This window comes from Streptococcus sp. 400_SSPC (genome assembly GCF_001072745.1).
Taxonomy (GTDB): domain Bacteria; phylum Bacillota; class Bacilli; order Lactobacillales; family Streptococcaceae; genus Streptococcus; species Streptococcus xiaochunlingii.
This window is the reverse complement of sequence record NZ_JVIQ01000025.1, coordinates 1-17,283: the sequence shown is the minus strand read 5'-3', so window position 1 is coordinate 17,283 and position 17,283 is coordinate 1. Positions and strand designations below refer to the sequence as shown.

The 17,283-nt window shown below is 39.5% G+C and carries 15 protein-coding genes; all 15 read left to right on the top strand.

The annotated features are described in order from the left end of the window. Positions 1-188: 188 nt before the first annotated feature. Positions 189-1,679 (top strand): LCP family protein, encoded by a 1,491-nt coding sequence (locus tag ADH49_RS04575; RefSeq protein WP_125329282.1) that lies wholly within the window; start codon positions 189-191, stop codon positions 1,677-1,679. Continuing rightward, on the top strand, positions 1,672-2,403 hold the full coding sequence (cps4B, locus tag ADH49_RS04570; protein ID WP_048690223.1) for a capsular polysaccharide biosynthesis protein Cps4B: 732 nt from the start codon (positions 1,672-1,674) through the stop codon (positions 2,401-2,403). Before ADH49_RS04575 ends, cps4B begins: the two co-directional genes overlap by 8 nt. A 42-nt stretch (positions 2,404-2,445) precedes the next feature. Next, positions 2,446-3,141, top strand: coding sequence for a Wzz/FepE/Etk N-terminal domain-containing protein (locus tag ADH49_RS04565; RefSeq protein WP_048690221.1), 696 nt, complete (start codon positions 2,446-2,448; stop codon positions 3,139-3,141). A 12-nt stretch (positions 3,142-3,153) separates the two neighbouring features. Further along, positions 3,154-3,858, top strand: coding sequence for a tyrosine-protein kinase (locus tag ADH49_RS04560; protein WP_048690219.1), 705 nt, complete (start codon positions 3,154-3,156; stop codon positions 3,856-3,858). Positions 3,859-3,877: 19 nt separating this feature from the next. Then, complete coding sequence (locus ADH49_RS04555; protein ID WP_048690217.1) at positions 3,878-5,251, top strand: sugar transferase; 1,374 nt, start codon at positions 3,878-3,880, stop codon at positions 5,249-5,251. Between the two features lie 37 nt (positions 5,252-5,288). Next, positions 5,289-6,461 (top strand): beta 1-4 rhamnosyltransferase Cps2T, encoded by a 1,173-nt coding sequence (gene cps2T / locus ADH49_RS04550; protein WP_048690215.1) that lies wholly within the window; start codon positions 5,289-5,291, stop codon positions 6,459-6,461. Positions 6,462-6,463: 2 nt separating this feature from the next. Beyond that, positions 6,464-7,609 (top strand): glycosyltransferase family 4 protein, encoded by a 1,146-nt coding sequence (locus tag ADH49_RS04545; protein WP_048690213.1) that lies wholly within the window; start codon positions 6,464-6,466, stop codon positions 7,607-7,609. Positions 7,610-7,621: 12 nt separating this feature from the next. After that, a complete protein-coding gene (locus tag ADH49_RS04540) occupies positions 7,622-8,620 on the top strand; it encodes a Stealth CR1 domain-containing protein (protein ID WP_048690209.1) in 999 nt (332 codons plus the stop codon). 33 nt (positions 8,621-8,653) lie between these two features. After that, the gene (locus ADH49_RS04535) at positions 8,654-9,622 is read left to right on the top strand and encodes a glycosyltransferase family 2 protein (RefSeq protein ID WP_048690207.1); all 969 of its coding nucleotides are present in this window, start codon (positions 8,654-8,656) and stop codon (positions 9,620-9,622) included. 34 nt (positions 9,623-9,656) lie between these two features. Then, a complete protein-coding gene (locus ADH49_RS10275) occupies positions 9,657-10,433 on the top strand; it encodes a hypothetical protein (RefSeq protein ID WP_061564478.1) in 777 nt (258 codons plus the stop codon). Between the two features lie 401 nt (positions 10,434-10,834). Then, the gene (locus ADH49_RS04525) at positions 10,835-12,010 is read left to right on the top strand and encodes a polymerase (RefSeq protein WP_172605106.1); all 1,176 of its coding nucleotides are present in this window, start codon (positions 10,835-10,837) and stop codon (positions 12,008-12,010) included. 47 nt (positions 12,011-12,057) lie between these two features. Then, positions 12,058-13,470 (top strand): flippase, encoded by a 1,413-nt coding sequence (locus tag ADH49_RS04520; RefSeq protein ID WP_048690204.1) that lies wholly within the window; start codon positions 12,058-12,060, stop codon positions 13,468-13,470. A gap of 9 nt (positions 13,471-13,479) precedes the next feature. Then, on the top strand, positions 13,480-14,583 hold the full coding sequence (glf, locus tag ADH49_RS04515) for a UDP-galactopyranose mutase (protein WP_048690202.1): 1,104 nt from the start codon (positions 13,480-13,482) through the stop codon (positions 14,581-14,583). Positions 14,584-14,609: 26 nt separating this feature from the next. Next, positions 14,610-15,662: a sugar transferase gene (locus tag ADH49_RS04510; protein WP_048690199.1), complete on the top strand. Its 1,053-nt coding sequence runs from the start codon at positions 14,610-14,612 to the stop codon at positions 15,660-15,662. 144 nt (positions 15,663-15,806) lie between these two features. Then, a partial coding sequence (locus ADH49_RS04505) for a GH25 family lysozyme (protein ID WP_048690196.1) occupies positions 15,807-17,283 on the top strand: 1,477 nt, incomplete at its 3' end.

The following is a 17,283-nucleotide window of genomic DNA, read 5'->3' as shown; positions in this document are numbered from 1 at the left end:
TGCGTCTTGCTCGATAATCCAAAGACAATTGAGAGGCTAGGACTTTTGTCCCAGCCTCTTTTTATTTGCTCGTTTTTTCTTATGTTACTGTACAGAAAGTTAGGAATAGTATAAAATTAATAGTGGAGAAATGGGCATAGATTCTGATCTGTAGGCCAATTTTATGTTATAATATTTAAGAAAATAGTATGGGGGATAAAATGAATCGAAGTAGAAAAAACAAACATTCAAATAGAACAAGCGGTTGGGATCAGCTACGCATTGTAAATAGTGGTCTCTGGGTTTTAACGCTACTTGTAGCTGGGCTCTTTCTTTATAATGTCTTTAGCTACAATATCCTAGCTTTCCGTTATTTGAATATTCTTGTGACGGTATTGTTAATTGGCGGACTTTTTTTAACCTTGGGTTTGATCCTTGCAGGCAAGGCTAAAAAGACGACGCTATTTTTATTGGTTTTAGGCTTGCTAGGGACCTCCGTGGGGACATTTGTTACCCAGCAATTGGTCGATGTCGCTGGAAATGTGAACCGAAATGCCAACTATACGGAATTTGAAATGGCTGTCTATGTCAAAGCAGATAGTCCAATCCAAGATATCAAAGAAATCAGCAGTGTAGCAGCGCCTACGGGGAATAATAATGCAGATGATCTTCTAGCCTTGGTAGAGGAAGTGAAGAAAACGCGCCAGCATGACTTGACCATCGAAGATGTGGAATCTTACGTGGCAGCCTACCAGGCCCTACAAGAAGATAAGACACAAGCCATTGCTTTGAATAGTACCTTTGAAGATACCATTGCCAGTGTGGATGCTGACTACGCGAAAAAATTAAAGAAAATCTATTCTTACAAGATCCGTCGCCAAGTGGAAACCAAGGCAAAGGCGGATGCCAATGCGGATACCTTTAACATCTATGTCAGTGGGATTGACACCTATGGCCCAGTCACTTCGGTTTCTCGATCTGATGTCAATATTATCATGACGGTCAATCGAAAGACCAAGCAAGTCTTGCTGACCACGACTCCGCGTGACGCCTATGTACCGATCGCAGATGGTGGGAACAACCAAGGGGATAAATTGACCCACGCTGGGATTTACGGAGTAGATGCGTCTATTCATACCTTAGAAAATCTGTACGACATCAAGATTGACTACTATGTCCGCTTGAATTTCACTTCTTTCTTAAAGCTTGTCGACCTCGTCGGAGGGATTGATGTAGAAAATGATCAAGAGTTTACAAGTCTACACGGGAACTACCACTTCCCTGTAGGAAAAGTCCACTTGGATTCGGAACAAGCTCTTGGCTTTGTCCGTGAACGCTACTCTCTCGAAGGTGGAGACAACGACCGTGGGAAGAACCAAGAAAAAGTCATCGCAGCCATTATCCATAAATTAACATCGACCAAAGCATTGAGCAATTACAACGAAATCGTTTCTGGTTTACAAGATTCCTTGCAAACCAATATGCCCTTGCCAACCATTATGAATTTGGTCAATACACAGTTGGAGACTGGTGGAAGCTACAAGGTGACTTCACAAGCTGTCACTGGACAAGGACGAAATGACTTGCCTTCATATGCGATGCCAGGATCTGCTCTTTACATGATGGAGTTGAATGCTGATAGCGTGGCACAAGCCAAAGAAAAGATAAACCAAACCATGGAAGGAAAAAACAATGATTGATATTCATTCACACATTGTCTTTGATGTGGATGATGGACCAAAGACGATTGAGGATAGCAAACTCCTCATCGAGGAAAGCTACCGTCAAGGGGTCCGAACCATCGTTTCGACGTCCCATCGTCGGAAAGGGATGTTTGAAACCCCAGAAGAAAAGATCTATCAAAACTACTTAGCAGTAAAAGAGATGGTGGCGACCTATCTACCGGAAATGACCTTGCATTTTGGAGCAGAAATCTATTATACGCGAGATATTCTTGAAAAACTGGAAGCTGGGACTATTCCAACGCTTGCTGAAACCAGCTTTGCCTTGATCGAGTTTAGTATGGCAACGCCCTACAAGGAGATTCATCAAGCCTTAAGTGCGGTCTTGCGCTTAGGAGTGACTCCGGTAGTTGCCCATATTGAACGGTACCACTGTTTGGAAAAGAATGAAAAACGGGTGCGGGAATTGATCCGAATGGGATGCTATACCCAAATCAATAGTTCGAGTGTGCTCAAGCCTAAATTGTTTGGCGATCGCTACAAGTTCATGAAACATCGTGCCCAATATTTCTTGGACAAGGATTTGGTCCATTTTGTTGCGAGCGATATGCACAATGTCGATCAGCGCCCTCCATACATGGAAAAGGCTTATCAGTTGATTGAAAAACGTTACGGAAGTAACCGAGCGCGTGCCCTCTTTATTGAAAATCAACAAGCATTACTGGATAACGAATTATTTTAACAATCAAGTTCCATCACGGGGATTGAAAAGGAGAAAGTGAATATGAAAAACCAAGAGAGCAAAGAGATCGAATTGGATGTGGTCTCCCTCTTTAAAACCTTATGGCGTCGTAAATTCTCAATTCTGATTACGGCCTTGCTATTTGCGATTGGTGCCCTAGGGTACAGCGCATTTGTGGCGAAGAAAATCTACCAAAGTACCAGTCGTATCTATGTGGTCAGCCGTCAGAACCAAGAAAACAATGCCTTGACCAACCAAGATCTTCAAGCGGGATCCTACTTGGTTAAAGACTATCGCGAGATTATTCTTTCTCAAAATGTCTTGAACCAGGCTATTGAAGAGTTGAAGTTGGAAATGACTCCAGCAGAGCTTGCTAAGAAAGTCTCAGTGGCAGTTCCAGCGGATACTCGGATTTTGTCCATCACAGCCTCAGACCCAGATCCACAAGAAGCAGCTCGTATCGCGAATGGATTGAAAGATGTAGCGGCCGAAAAAATTATCGCTGTAACCAAGGTATCTGACGTGACGACTTTGGATGAGGCTGTCGTACCGCAAAACCCTTCTTCACCAAATATTAAGCGAAATGTCGTTATTGGCTTTGTCCTTGGGGGTGTCTTGATTTCCATCCTGGTGATCTTGTCAGAGGTATTGGATGACCGTGTGAAGAAACCAGAAGATGTCGAAGAAGTGATGGGCATCACTCTATTAGGTGTGATCCCTAGTGTGAAGAAACTGTAAGAGGGAGAATTCATGGCAACCTTAGAAATTGTAAAAAGCAAATTAGCAGCGATGACTCAGGCTGAAGAGTATTTTAATGCCTTGAGTACCAATATTCAGTTGAGTGGGACCAATATTAAGGTCGTTGCCATCTCATCTGTGCAACCAAACGAAGGAAAATCAACCATTTCTACGAATTTGGCGACAGCCTTTGCGCGTGCGGGCTATCGTACCTTGTTGATCGATGCGGATATCCGTAACTCGGTCATGACAGGTGTCTTCAAGAGCCAAGGTCGTGTTGCTGGTTTGACAGAAGTACTTTCTGGGAAGAGTGAGATTTCGCAAGCAATTGCGACGACAGATTATCCAAAACTGGATGTGCTCCTGTCAGGGCAGGTTTCTCCAAATCCAACGGGTCTCTTGCAAAGTAAAAACTTCGAGGTCATCATTGAGGCGCTCCGCAATCACTATGACTATATCGTTGTCGACACCCCACCAATTGGGATGGTGATTGATGCGGCGATTATTGCTCAACGCTGTGATGGTAGCTTGATTGTGACAGCAGCAGGAGCTGTTAGTCGCAAGGCTGTTCAAAAGGCCAAAGAGCAACTAGAGCAGACGGGGACACCATTCCTAGGAGTGGTCCTCAATAAATTTGATATTCAATTAGAAAAATATGGTTCTTATGGTAATTACGGGAACTATGGGAACTATGGCAATTACGGGAAAAAAAGATAAAGAATAGGATCGGGATATTATGACAGAAGGAAGGGGATTTCACAAATTTGCTTTGGCCTTTGTCCAAAGCTTACCAGTCTTAGTTGTGGCTTATTTGTTTAGTTTTGTGACAGAGACAGAAATCCACTCTAATACAATTTTCTATCTGTATTTATTGCATTTCGTAGCCTTCTACGTCAGTGATTACAACCAAGATTACTTCAAACGTGGGCATCTAGTTGAATTCTTACAAACTTTGAAATACAGCTTGTGCTTCGCGTTAGCCATCAGTTTTTCGAGCTTCTTTTTGGAGGAGAAGTTCTCCCTCTCCCGCCGGGGGATGATTTATTTTCTGTTTCTTCTGACTCTTGTCCTTTATTTAATGAATTACTTCATTAAACGGTATTGGCGTCGCTTCTATTACAGTCTCAAAGGAAGTCACAAGATTCTCTTGATTACAGCGAATTCTCGTCTGGATAAAGTCCTGGATCGACTTCTTTCGTCCAATGATAGCGGAGGGGAAGTGGTTGCGGTCACTGTATTAGACCGGCCAGACTTTCAACACCCCTTTGTTCAGGTTGTTCCAAAGGAAGACCTGTTGGCCTATGCGACCTATGAAGTGGTAGATGAAGTATTTCTCAATCTTCCAAGTGAAGAGTATGAAATTGGGGAGTATGTTTCACAATTTGAGACCATGGGGATCGACGTTACCGTCAACCTCAATGCTTTTGATTTAAACTTTGCCGGCAACAAACGAATTCGCGAAGTAGCTGGCCTCAATGTTGTCACCTTCTCGACCAACTTCTACAAACCTAGCCATGTGACCGCGAAACGTGTAATTGATATATGTGGTTCTTTGGTGGGCTTGCTCCTATGCGGCTTGGTGGCGATTGTATTGGTGCCCTTGATTCGCAAGGATGGAGGACCGGCTATTTTCGCCCAAAAGCGGGTCGGGAAAAATGGCCGCTATTTCAAGTTTTATAAGTTCCGTTCCATGTATGTCGATGCAGAAGAACGGAAAAAAGAATTGATGGATCAAAACACCATGACCGGTGGTATGTTCAAGATGGATAATGATCCTCGGATTACGCCGATTGGTCGCTTTATCCGCAAGACCAGTCTGGATGAGCTGCCACAATTCTTTAATGTCCTAAAAGGTGATATGAGTCTGGTTGGCACCCGTCCGCCAACAGTGGATGAGTATGAGAAATATACTCCAGAACAAAAACGCCGCTTGAGCTTTAAGCCTGGTATTACAGGACTCTGGCAGGTGAGTGGACGCAGCGAAATTACAGACTTTGATGAAGTGGTTCGCTTAGATGTATCTTATATTGATGATTGGACCATTTGGTCAGATATTAAAATCTTGCTGAAAACGATCAAAGTTGTATTTAAACGAGATGGAGCGAAGTAGGAAATTCCTGCTTCGTCCTTTCCATGTAAGGAGAAAAATGAAACAGTCAGTTTATATCGTGGGTTCTAAGGGAATTCCAGCGAAATATGGTGGTTTTGAAACCTTTGTCGAAAAGCTGACAGAGTGTCAACAAGATCGAGAGATTCAGTACTATGTGGCATGTATGCGGGAGAATTCTGCAAAATCAGGGATTACTGCAGATACTTTTGAACATAACGGCGCAATTTGCTACAACATTGATGTCCCTAATATCGGTCCTGCACGTGCTATTGCTTATGATATTGCAGCGCTCAATAAAGCTATTGAAATCGCAAAAGAAAACAAGGATCAAGCCCCTATCTTCTATGTTTTGGCATGTCGGATTGGCCCTTTTATCGCTGGTATCAAGAAGAAAATCAAGGCGATTGGAGGGGCTTTGATGGTCAATCCGGATGGACATGAATGGCTTCGTGCGAAGTGGAGTCTTCCAGTCCGTAAATACTGGAAGTTTTCTGAACAACTCATGGTTAAACACGCCGATCTTTTGATCTGCGATAGCAAGAATATCGAGTCCTATATTCAAAAGGACTACGCTAAGTATCAGCCACAGACGACCTATATCGCCTATGGAACAGAAACAAGTAAGTCCAGTCTGAGCAATGAGGACGAGAAAGTACGGACGTGGTTTGCAGATAAGCAAGTCTCCGAAGGAAACTACTATCTTGTCGTAGGGCGTTTTGTACCGGAAAACAACTATGAAGCCATGATTCGTGGCTTTATGCAGTCTAGTTCCAAAAAAGATTTTGTCTTGATTACCAATGTAGAGCAAAATAAGTTCTATGAACAGTTGCGTAAAGATACAGGATTTGATCAAGATTCTCGAGTGAAGTTTGTCGGGACGGTCTATGATCAAGAATTGCTCAAATACATTCGTGAACATGCCTTTGCCTATTTCCATGGTCATGAAGTAGGTGGTACTAATCCATCTCTTCTTGAAGCTCTTGAGTCTACTAAACTCAACCTTTTGTTGGACGTCGGTTTTAACCGTGAAGTCGGTGAAGATGGAGCACTTTATTGGAAGAAAGATCAATTGGCCCATGTCATTGATCAGGCTGAACAATTGGACGCTCAAGCAATCGAAGATCTCAATCAAAGATCAAGCCGACGGATCGCAAAAGCCTTTACTTGGGAAAAGATTGTCACAGACTATGAGAAAGTATTTAAAGGTTAGAAATGCAGAAAATATTATATCTCCATGCTGGTGCAGAAATGTATGGTGCTGACAAGGTGTTGTTGGAGCTTATTAAAGGATTGGGTAAAGATGCTTTTGAAGCACACGTTATTTTACCCAACGACGGTGTCTTAGTGGGTGCTTTAGAAGAGGTCGGTGCTAAGGTTAAAGTCATTGATTACCCAATATTACGCCGAAAATATTTTAATCCAAAAGGAATCCTTGAGTACTTTGGTTCCTATAATCGTTATTCAAAACAAATTGCCAACTATGCCAAGGAAAATGGGATTACCCTTATTCACAACAATACGACTGCTGTACTGGAAGGAATTTACCTCAAGCGGAAGTTGAAACTTCCTTTGATTTGGCATGTGCATGAAATTATCGTCAAACCAAAAGCCATTTCAGATTTTATCAACTTTTTGATGGGGCGCTATGCAGATAAGATTGTGACAGTTTCAAATGCCGTTGCTAATCATGTCAAACAGTCTCGCTATGTCAACGATGACCAAGTTCAAGTTATTTATAATGGGGTCGACAATGCCGTCTATCATAAAATCGATGCTAGCGCTGTTCGTGACCAATTTGGGATCTCTCAGGATGCTTTGGTTATCGGTATGGTTGGTCGAGTGAATGCTTGGAAAGGGCAAGGAGACTTCCTAGAAGCTGTGACTCCAATCTTACAGGCTAATCCAAAAGCAGTAGCCTTTTTAGCAGGTAGTGCTTTTGAGGGGGAGGAGTGGCGCGTGGATGAGTTGGAAAAGGCTATATCAGACTCACCGGTAGCTAGCCAAATCAAGCGAATTGACTATTATAGCAAGACGACAGAACTCTATAATATGTTTGATATTTTTGTCTTGCCAAGTACCAATCCAGATCCATTACCAACAGTCGTCCTAGAAGCCATGGCTTGTTGCAAACCTGTAGCCGGCTACCGTCATGGTGGTGTCTGTGAAATGGTTAAAGAAGGCGAAAACGGTCTTCTTGCTACACCGAATCAGCCTGCAGAATTATCTAAGGCTATCCAAGAATTAGCAGAGAACAGCGAGAAGAGAGAGCGATTTGGTAAGACCTCTGTCCAACGTCAAAAAGAGTTATTTTCGTTGGAGAGTTATATCAAGAATTTCTCAGATTTGTATAAGATATAGAAAATTAAGATTATGAATAAAATAGATTTTGTTGTTATTTGGGTAGACGGTGGGGATCCTGTTTGGCAAGCTAAAAAGGCTGAATACTCTAAGTCAATAGATACTTCAAAAAAAAGTATGAATTCGGTCAAGGCTTATCGTGATTGGGGAACCTTTAAATACTGGTTTAGAGGGGTAGAAAAGTTTGCTCCTTGGGTCAATAAGGTCTATCTCGTTACTGACCAACAAAAACCGTCTTGGTTAAATATTACTAGCGAAAAATTGATTTTAGTCGATCATTCAGATATCATCCGTAAGGAATATCTACCTGTTTTTTCTGCGAATCCTATCGAGAGCAATATCCATCGAATTCCTGGACTCTCTGAACAGTTTGTGTTTTTTAATGATGATGTTTATCTCACAGCTCCAGTTGAACCAACGGATTTCTTCTCAGAAGACGGCTTGCCAAAGTATAATACAGCCTTATCACCGATTGTCCCAGAACGTTACGGTACGGGGCATTTCCAAGTGAACGATATGGAAATTGTAACCAGTTATTTTAGTAGGGACGAGATTCTTAAAAATGGCAAATTTTTATCTTTCAAGCAAGGCTTAAAAAATATCGTTAAGAGCCTACTCTATAGAAATAGTAAATTTATCTGTGGTTTTTGGGAAAATCATTTGACGCATCCCCTCTTAAAGTCGACCATGGAGTTGGTATGGGAGAAAGAAACTGCTATCTTGGAGAAAACATCTGCTAGTCGTTTTAGAAATCCATCTGATACCAATATTTGGCTCTTTAAATACTGGCAGATTGCCAGTGGGAAATATGAAGTTGCTGATCCTAAATTGGGGGGGTTATTTTCTCTAGATCATGCAGGTCCTGATTTTTGGAAACTGTTACATTCCGGAAAATATAGAATTATGTGTATCAATGATGGTTTCAATATTCAAGATGAAGAGAGAGTAATGGTGGACTTTATAAAAGCTATGAATCAACTTTTCCCAGAAAAAAGTTCATTTGAGCTTTAAATATCTAACTGAGTAAGAGAAAGAAAAGAAAATATGATTTCGGTAATTGTACCCATTTACAATGTGGAGACCTATCTTCGCTATGCTATGGAAAGCTTGGTCAATCAAACCTATAAAGATTTTGAAGTAATCTTAGTTAACGATGGCTCCACGGATCATTCCGGGATACTATGCGATCAATATGCAAGAGAGTATACCTGGGTATCGGCCTATCATAAAGAAAATGGTGGTCTGTCTGATGCTAGAAATTATGGTGTAGCTAAAGCTAAAGGGGAGTGGATCGTTTTCCTAGATCCAGATGACTATTTTGAACCTTGTGCCCTTGAGCTTTTGATAAAACTTCAGAAACGTACAGGCGCTCGTATTGTCGCAGGGAAAGGCAATGATACTTACGATCATGAATCCTACCAAAATTATCAATTAAATGAGGAAATATTATCGAAAGCTATCCTTCTTTCTTCTGAAGAAACATTAATAGAAATGCTATATGGTAAAATGGCTACAGTCTCTGCCTGGGCTAAACTCTTTCCCAAAGATATTGTAGAAAAATATCCTTATCCAAAAGGGAAAATCTACGAAGATTTATATGTAATTAGTGACTACTTGAAAGAAGTGGAATCAGTTTGCATTATTGATTTAGGTATCTACCATTATTATCGTAGACCGAATAGTATTACTCTATCAAACTTTAACAGTAAGCACTACGATTTTTATCATTCTATGAATCATTTGGAGGATGTTGTCAAGAAGGACTATTCAGATAATATAAACCTTGACGATGCTGTCATCGCTCGTTTGTTCATTGGTAGTCTTCACATTTTCATTTTAATAACTGATTCTTCTAAAGAGGAAATAACTCGAATTCAAAGAAAAATTCGTCCATACCTAGGTAGAGTTATGAAAAATAAGCGGATTAGCCTGAAAAACAAGGCAATTTACATGATGTTATCTTTGACTCCGGGTTTGTATTATCGTTTTAAAAAATTAAAAAAGTTTCAGTAAAATATGAGATGCTTGAGATTAGAAAAGGAAAAAAATGTCAAAGATAGAACGCGATAAACTGTTAGTGGCAGTGGTTCTAATATTAGTTGTATCTATGGACATGCTTAACACTTCGATGTTAGCATCTCTCTTGCCTCGTATCCCTAATGTTATTCCCTTTTTAGGAGTTCGTTTTCTTTATTTTAAAGAGTACTCTTTGACTTTTCTCATCTTTGCGCCTCTCTTGTTTCTGGTAGGATGTATGATTTACTTTAAGACTGGAACCCTGAATGCTTCGATGTTTATTTTTCTAATTATTGTTCTTTACAAGGTCGAATATGAGAGTGTTCTTAAATTATATGCAGGATTAGGTTTATTCTTTGTTCTGTTGATTGTTTTTCTTTCTGCTATTGATATTATTCCTAATTTACAATTTGTTCAATACAGATCTACTGGTATCGTGGTTCGGAATTCTTTTGGTTTTATTTATCCTACAGACTTTGCCTCTCATTGTTTTTATATCTATATGGTTATTTCCTATCTTTATAGAAACAAGTTTATCTTTCAAAGAACTTTTTCGGGTTTAGCCTTAGCAGGATTTGTTACTCATTTTTGTGATGCACGTTTGAATGCAGGTTCTATACTAGCAGCAACAGGAATTTTTCTATACTTTTATTATCGTAAACACATCAAATTGTTTTTGAAACCTATGAATTGGGAGAAGATGTTCGTTTCAATCGAACTGTATACGAATGTCTCAATAAAATCGTATTCTCACAAACTTGTTAATATGTCTATATTTCGGGCAGGGGGCTCTTCTGCTATGGGATAGTATAATCCTAATCGAATGAAATATCAACTGGAAAAATTAGAGAAAGTTAACCAGCTGATGTCAATATGGGGCATTCATGATGAACAATTTGTTGATCAAATAAATCTCTTATTCTAATGAGTAATATTCAAAATATTTCAGTTCAAAAAAACACCTCTTCTTTTGAAACGGCAATATTTTGAAGAATTGTGTGTAAACAAAGAGATGGTTATTTTGACAAAAAAATACTCCTTTTATCAATCTTTTCGTTAGATTCTCACTTAATTATAGAATGCATCGTACGGTGATTTTTCTAAAAAAATACAGATTTTAATCAAAAGGGTAAGTTCAATTCTTTGATATTTGATAAAAGAGAGTTGTAAAGTTTTAAATATTTTTAATTATATGATTGAAAGGGTTGGATGACTATTGTGATGAACAATCGTACTATATCAGAAAAAATTTATTTAATCACCTTATTTATATGGGTTGTTGTCACGTCATTAGTCACAACTACTTATTTTATTAGATTAGAGGGCTCCTTATCATTGTATAGGATCGTCCTCTATTTCACAATTGCTATGATTCTGATAAAAGAGTTGGTGAATCTTCCAAGAAGCTTGTATCACTTTAGATTTCATTGGGAACAACTGTTAATAGCAGTATTGTTCATTATTTCTATGTTTATAGTTGCAAAAAATCGAGAGGGGTTACTTGATTTAAATGTTCTTTTACTTGTTTTTTCTGCTAGAGATATAGATTTCAGAAAGTTATTAGGAACTTTCTCTTTTGCCACATTTCTAGTCCTTGTTTTGACGATTTTTGCTAGCAACATGGGCGTGATTTCGAATATGTTCATGAGGGCAGATGGTGGCTATCGTTTTAGTCTAGGGTTTAATTATGTTTCGTTTGCTTCACAAAGATTATTTTTTGCATTGTGTAGTTATCTGATGTTTCGTGGGAAAAAAATTTCTTACATGGAATTACTTTCCTTGCTTTTTGCCACGATTTATATGTACCAACAAACTTCGACAACTAGTCCATTTTACTTAAGTATTTTAATACTTACATATGCGTTGTTTAGTCTGAAAATCATAAAAAAAGACTTTATTATTGGACACTTCTGGATGAAAACAATAGCAAAATATGGTTTTATTTTGGCTTTAATCATTACCTTATATTTCTGTTTTTATTCATCTGGGAATTTATTCCATTTTGTAGATCAATTTACACATAATCGGCTACGGTTAAGTGTAGAGGGCTTCCGCAATTTTGGAGTATCTTGGTTAGGACAACATATTAAGTTCACACTCTTAGATATTTTCGGGAATTTTACTAGTAATTATAATTTCATAGATAGCTCGTTTGTGCAGTTGTTGGTTATTGATGGCTTAATCGTAAGTGCCTTCATGTTGTTGACTCTTACTAAAGTTATGAAATATTTTGTAACCATTCGAAAAGATATCGTACTTGCCTGTTTAGGAGTAATGATTATCCATGGCATGTTTGACCCTCAAATGTTAGTTCTTCGATATTCTCCATTGATCTTATTTATCAGTCGTTTATTTATCATGAATTCAGATAATGAAATTGAATAAAGAAGATTAAACGATAATTTAACAGGAAGGCAAAGTTTTCTATATTTATGAAAGTGCTTAAAAACTACCTCTACAATCTATCCTACCAACTCTTAGTCATCGTCCTACCAGTCATTACAACCCCCTACATCACTCGGGTCTTCTCGTCGGATGCTTTAGGAACTTATGGCTACTATAATTCCATTGTGACTTATTTTATCTTGCTAGCAACGCTGGGTGTGGCCAACTATGGGACCAAGGAAATTTCGGGGAACCGTAAGGAAGTAGCTAAGACCTTCTGGGGGATCTATAGTTTGCAGGTACTGGCTACTTGCTTAGCAATTAGTCTCTATATCATAGTATGTCTCTTGGTTCCTTCCATGAACAATCCAATTGCTTATATTTTAGGCTTTGGTTTGTTATCTCGTGGTTTAGATATTTCTTGGCTCTTTCAAGGACTTGAAGACTTCAAAAAGATTACCGCTCGAAACACCATGGTCAAACTTCTAGGGGTTGTTTCAATCTTTCTTTTTGTAAAGAAACCATCTGATTTATATTTGTATATAACTCTTATAGTTGTCTATGATTTATTGGGTCAACTGAGTATGTGGCTTCCTGCTCGTGAACACATTCGCAAACCTCATCTGGATTTGGTCTATGCCAAGCAACATATCAAACCGGTAGTCCTCTTGTTTTTACCTCAAATAGCAATTTCACTTTATATCACGCTAGATCGTACTATGCTAGGAGCCTTGTCTTCTACTAAGGATGTAGGGATTTACGATCAAGCTCTTAAACTGATAAATATTTTGTTGACTTTGGTAACTTCACTGGGAAGTGTCATGCTTCCACGAGTTTCTAATCTTCTTTCATCTGGAAATAAAAAAGCAGTTAACAAATTACATGAAATGTCTTTCTTGGTTTATAACCTTGTTATTTTTCCAATGATTGCAGGGATTTTGATTGTCAACAACGACTTTGTTCAATTTTTCTTGGGACAAGATTTCCAAGATGCTCGTTATGCGATTGCCATCATGGTCTTTCGGATGTTTTTTATCGGATGGACTAATATTATGGGAATCCAGATTTTGATACCTCATAATCGAAATCGTGAATTTATGCTATCAACAACCATTCCAGCTATTTTTAGTGTAGGCTTAAATCTCATCTTGATACCGCCTTTAGGCTATATTGGAGCTTCAATCGTTTCTGTTGTAACAGAAGGTTTAGTCTGGCTTATCCAACTATACTTTACAAGTGACTATCTAAAAGAAGTCAAGATTCTTCCATCCATGCTAAAAATACTCCTAGCAGCATTCCTGATGTATGGTGCTTTGTATTTTATAAAAACTTTTATCAACTTCTCATCTGTTGTAAATGTATTGATATGTTCTGTACTTGGCTTCCTAGTCTACGGAGGCTTGGTTTTAATCTTAAGAATCTTGGATTTTCAAGAACTAAAAAGTATCATAAAAAAATAAGGAGAGATTATGTACGATTATCTTATCGTCGGAGCTGGTTTGTCTGGCGCAATCTTTGCACACGAAGCTACAAAACGTGGTAAAAAAGTAAAAGTGATTGACAAGCGCGATCACGTCGGTGGGAATATCTACTGTGAAGAAGTTGAAGGGATCAATGTTCACAAGTATGGTGCCCATATTTTCCATACGTCCAACAAAAAGGTGTGGGACTATGTCAACCAGTTCGCTGAGTTTAACAACTATATCAACTCACCGGTGGCTAACTACAAGGGCAGTCTTTACAACCTTCCTTTCAACATGAATACCTTCTACGCTATGTGGGGCACTAAGACTCCTCAAGAAGTCAAGGATAAGATTGCCGAGCAAACGGCTGACATGAAAGATGTTGAACCGAAAAACTTGGAAGAACAAGCCATCAAGTTAATTGGTCCAGATATCTATGAAAAGTTGATCAAGGGCTATACAGAAAAACAATGGGGACGCTCTGCAACAGACCTTCCACCATTTATCATCAAACGCCTCCCAGTTCGTTTGACCTTTGATAATAACTACTTTAATGATCGTTGCCAAGGGATTCCAATCGGTGGATACAACGTCATCATTGAAAACATGCTGGGCGATGTAGAAGTAGAGCTTGGGGTTGACTTCTTTGCCAATCGTGAAGAGCTGGAAGCATCAGCGGAAAAAGTAGTCTTTACAGGGATGATTGACCAGTACTTTGACTACAAACATGGGGAGTTGGAATACCGCAGCCTGCGATTTGAACACGAAATCTTGGATGAGGAAAACTATCAAGGCAATGCCGTGGTCAACTATACCGAGCGTGAAATTCCTTATACTCGGATTATCGAGCACAAGCATTTCGAATATGGAACCCAACCGAAGACAGTCATCACCCGTGAATATCCAGCTGACTGGAAACGTGGAGATGAGCCCTACTACCCAATCAATGATGAAAAGAACAACGCCATGTTTGCCAAGTACCAAGAAGAAGCTGCTAAAAATGACAAGGTTATCTTCTGTGGCCGCCTAGCAGACTATAAATACTACGACATGCACGTGGTCATTGAGCGTGCTTTGGAAGTCGTTGAGAAAGAACTTGGAAGCATATAGAGATAGGTCTAGTGAAGGGGAGAAAAGTGAGATATTATCTGAAAGATTCATTTCTGCATAATCAACATGAAAAGAATGCAGGAAGTAAGGCGCGAAATGACGTGGAAGCCATTCTGATTTCAGAAGGGTATAAGGGATTAGAGATTAAGGTTAACAACTGGTATCAGATGAATTTCTTTAAGGCCCAACAACACAAATATAGTGCAACTAAATCTGTGTTTGATCAACTAGGTTTAGGGGATGAATTGGTCATTCAGTTTCCAATTATCCATCATACATTTTTGATTGCACAGCTCATCAAGCAGGCACAAAAAAGGGGAGCGAAATTCTATCTCTTGATTCACGATATTGAAACCTTGCGCCATGCAGCAGGCTCTGAAGTGAAATTGAGACATAAATTGAGAAACTATTTCCAAGAGAAGAAAGCTATGATGTCTGTGGATGGGATTATTGTTCATAATGACATCATGAAGGGCGTTTTAGCTAATCAAGGATTTCCAGTTGATAAAATGGTTAGTTTAGAGATTTTTGATTATTTGATTCCAAATTTTCAAGAAAAGTCTCTTCCTCAAAAAGAACAAGCAATCATTGTTGCTGGGAATTTAAACCCAACAAAATCAGGCTATCTATATAGTTTGCCAGAGAATCCTGCCTATAATCTCTATGGGGTTGGGTACGATGAAAGTCGTGCTTTGAATAACATCACTTACTTTGGTGCCTTTATGCCTGATGATCTACCGGCAGCTCTAGAAGGTAGTTTTGGCTTAGTGTGGGATGGGGATAGTTCGGAAACATGTCAGGGTACTTACGGCAACTATCTGCGTTTTAACAATTCTCATAAAGCTTCTCTTTACCTAGCAGCAGGTTTTCCTCTGGTTGTTTGGAAACAATCTGCCCTCTCACATTTTGTCTTAGAGAATGGCTGTGGGATTGCAGTAGAGTCTCTCCATGATTTGAAGGAGACAATCGACAATCTTTCAGATACTGATTACCAAGACTTGGTGGACAATGCCAAGCGTGTTGGCCAGGAAATTCGAGATGGTCACTACCTAAAGACAGCCTTAACCCATTTAAAATGAGAGTAAAAGAAGTTCGTTTGAACTTCTTTTATATTCTCCAAAAAAATAAAACTAATTTTAAAAAAGCCATCATAGAACTTTTCATCAATGATGCCGTATGGTAAAATGGTAAAAGTATAAAATTTATATACAAGAGAAGGTTAAATGAAAAAGAAAGATCTTATTTTTTATGCGGGAGCAGCAATATTGATGGCTGCATCTACTCAAGGAGTAAGTGCAGATGAGCTGGTTTCCAAAGAAACTGCTATTACTGAAGGCAAGCAAGTGCAAACTGAAAAAGCACCAGAAGTAGCCGTTTCTGAAAAGACCGCAGCACCTATCGTAAGCAACTACGTTGCACCAGCAAATGTGACCGAACAGTCTGTGGCTTCTACGAGTACTACTACTGTTTCGGAAAGTAGTACACCATCTGTAGAAAAATCTACAGAAGTAGCGCCTACTGAGAAGACAGAAGAAACTCCTCTTCAGTCTGATGCAGGAAGCACCACTTTTTTCAATACGGGTTCAAACGCTCCAGCTAGTCGCTCTACGGATGTGGCAGTTCAGCCAAAATCATTCGTTGATGTGAGTAGCCACAACGGAGAGATTAGTATTGGCGACTACCGTACCTTAGCTAATAAGGGCGTAGGCGGTGTCGTTGTCAAATTGACAGAAGACACTTGGTACAAGAACCCGAATGCGGAGAACCAAATTCGCAATGCACAAGCTGCGGGTCTGCAAGTATCGACCTACCACTTCTCTCGCTATACTTCTGAAGAAGCGGCGCGTGCAGAAGCACGATTCTATATTGCGGCAGCACAACGTTTGAATCTTTCAAAGAATACTCTTATGGTCAATGACTTTGAAGATGCTAAGATGCAGTCAAATATCAACCGCAATACTCAAGCTTGGGTGGATGAAATGCGTAAAAATGGCTACACCAACTTGATGTTCTACACTAGTGCCAGCTGGTTGGATGAAAACAACCTTCGCAAGAAAGGTCCTGTCAACACTGCTCACTTTGGTCTTCAGAATTTCTGGGTTGCCCAATATCCTTCTCCGAAACTATCTGTAAATGATGCGAAAAGTTTGCGTTACAATGGAAAAGCTGGCGCATGGCAGTTCACTTCTCAGGCGGAATTGCTTCCAGGAAAGCACTTCTTTGACCACAGTGTAGACTATACCGGTCGCTTTACAGCGAATGCAAAACCTGCAGCTGATCCGACAGAAGGTACCTTAAGCGGTAAGATCAGCATTGTCAATAATGATACAATGGCGGGTCGCTTTAATGTTGTAGTCTCAAATGTTAAGGCGCCAAATGGAGTTCGAACAGTGTCTGTACCAATCTGGTCAGAAATAGGTGGTCAAGATGATCTTGTTTGGTATACAGCCAACCGTCAAGCAAATGGGACCTATACCGTCAATGTAAAAGCGTCGGACCATAAAAACTCAACCGGTCTTTACAATATCCACCTTTACTATGTTCAGAACAATGGACAGATGACGGGTGTTGGTGGAACCGTGACAAATGTTTTTATTGGAAAACGACCAGAGGATTTAAAACCAAGTGGCACCGTAACGATTGAGAACAACAACTCAAGTACAGGCACCTTTGATGCAGTAGTTCGTAATGTAGTATCAC

Coding starts and splice junctions, on each gene's coding strand:
- ADH49_RS04535 (WP_048690207.1), top strand. CDS start 8,654: ATGATTTCGGTAATTGTACCCATTTACAATGTGGAGACCTATCTTCGC.
- ADH49_RS04575 (WP_125329282.1), top strand. CDS start 189: ATGGGGGATAAAATGAATCGAAGTAGAAAAAACAAACATTCAAATAGA.
- cps2T (WP_048690215.1), top strand. CDS start 5,289: ATGAAACAGTCAGTTTATATCGTGGGTTCTAAGGGAATTCCAGCGAAA.
- cps4B (WP_048690223.1), top strand. CDS start 1,672: ATGATTGATATTCATTCACACATTGTCTTTGATGTGGATGATGGACCA.
- ADH49_RS04525 (WP_172605106.1), top strand. CDS start 10,835: ATGACTATTGTGATGAACAATCGTACTATATCAGAAAAAATTTATTTA.
- ADH49_RS04545 (WP_048690213.1), top strand. CDS start 6,464: ATGCAGAAAATATTATATCTCCATGCTGGTGCAGAAATGTATGGTGCT.
- ADH49_RS04520 (WP_048690204.1), top strand. CDS start 12,058: ATGAAAGTGCTTAAAAACTACCTCTACAATCTATCCTACCAACTCTTA.
- ADH49_RS10275 (WP_061564478.1), top strand. CDS start 9,657: ATGTCAAAGATAGAACGCGATAAACTGTTAGTGGCAGTGGTTCTAATA.
- ADH49_RS04565 (WP_048690221.1), top strand. CDS start 2,446: ATGAAAAACCAAGAGAGCAAAGAGATCGAATTGGATGTGGTCTCCCTC.
- glf (WP_048690202.1), top strand. CDS start 13,480: ATGTACGATTATCTTATCGTCGGAGCTGGTTTGTCTGGCGCAATCTTT.
- ADH49_RS04555 (WP_048690217.1), top strand. CDS start 3,878: ATGACAGAAGGAAGGGGATTTCACAAATTTGCTTTGGCCTTTGTCCAA.
- ADH49_RS04560 (WP_048690219.1), top strand. CDS start 3,154: ATGGCAACCTTAGAAATTGTAAAAAGCAAATTAGCAGCGATGACTCAG.
- ADH49_RS04540 (WP_048690209.1), top strand. CDS start 7,622: ATGAATAAAATAGATTTTGTTGTTATTTGGGTAGACGGTGGGGATCCT.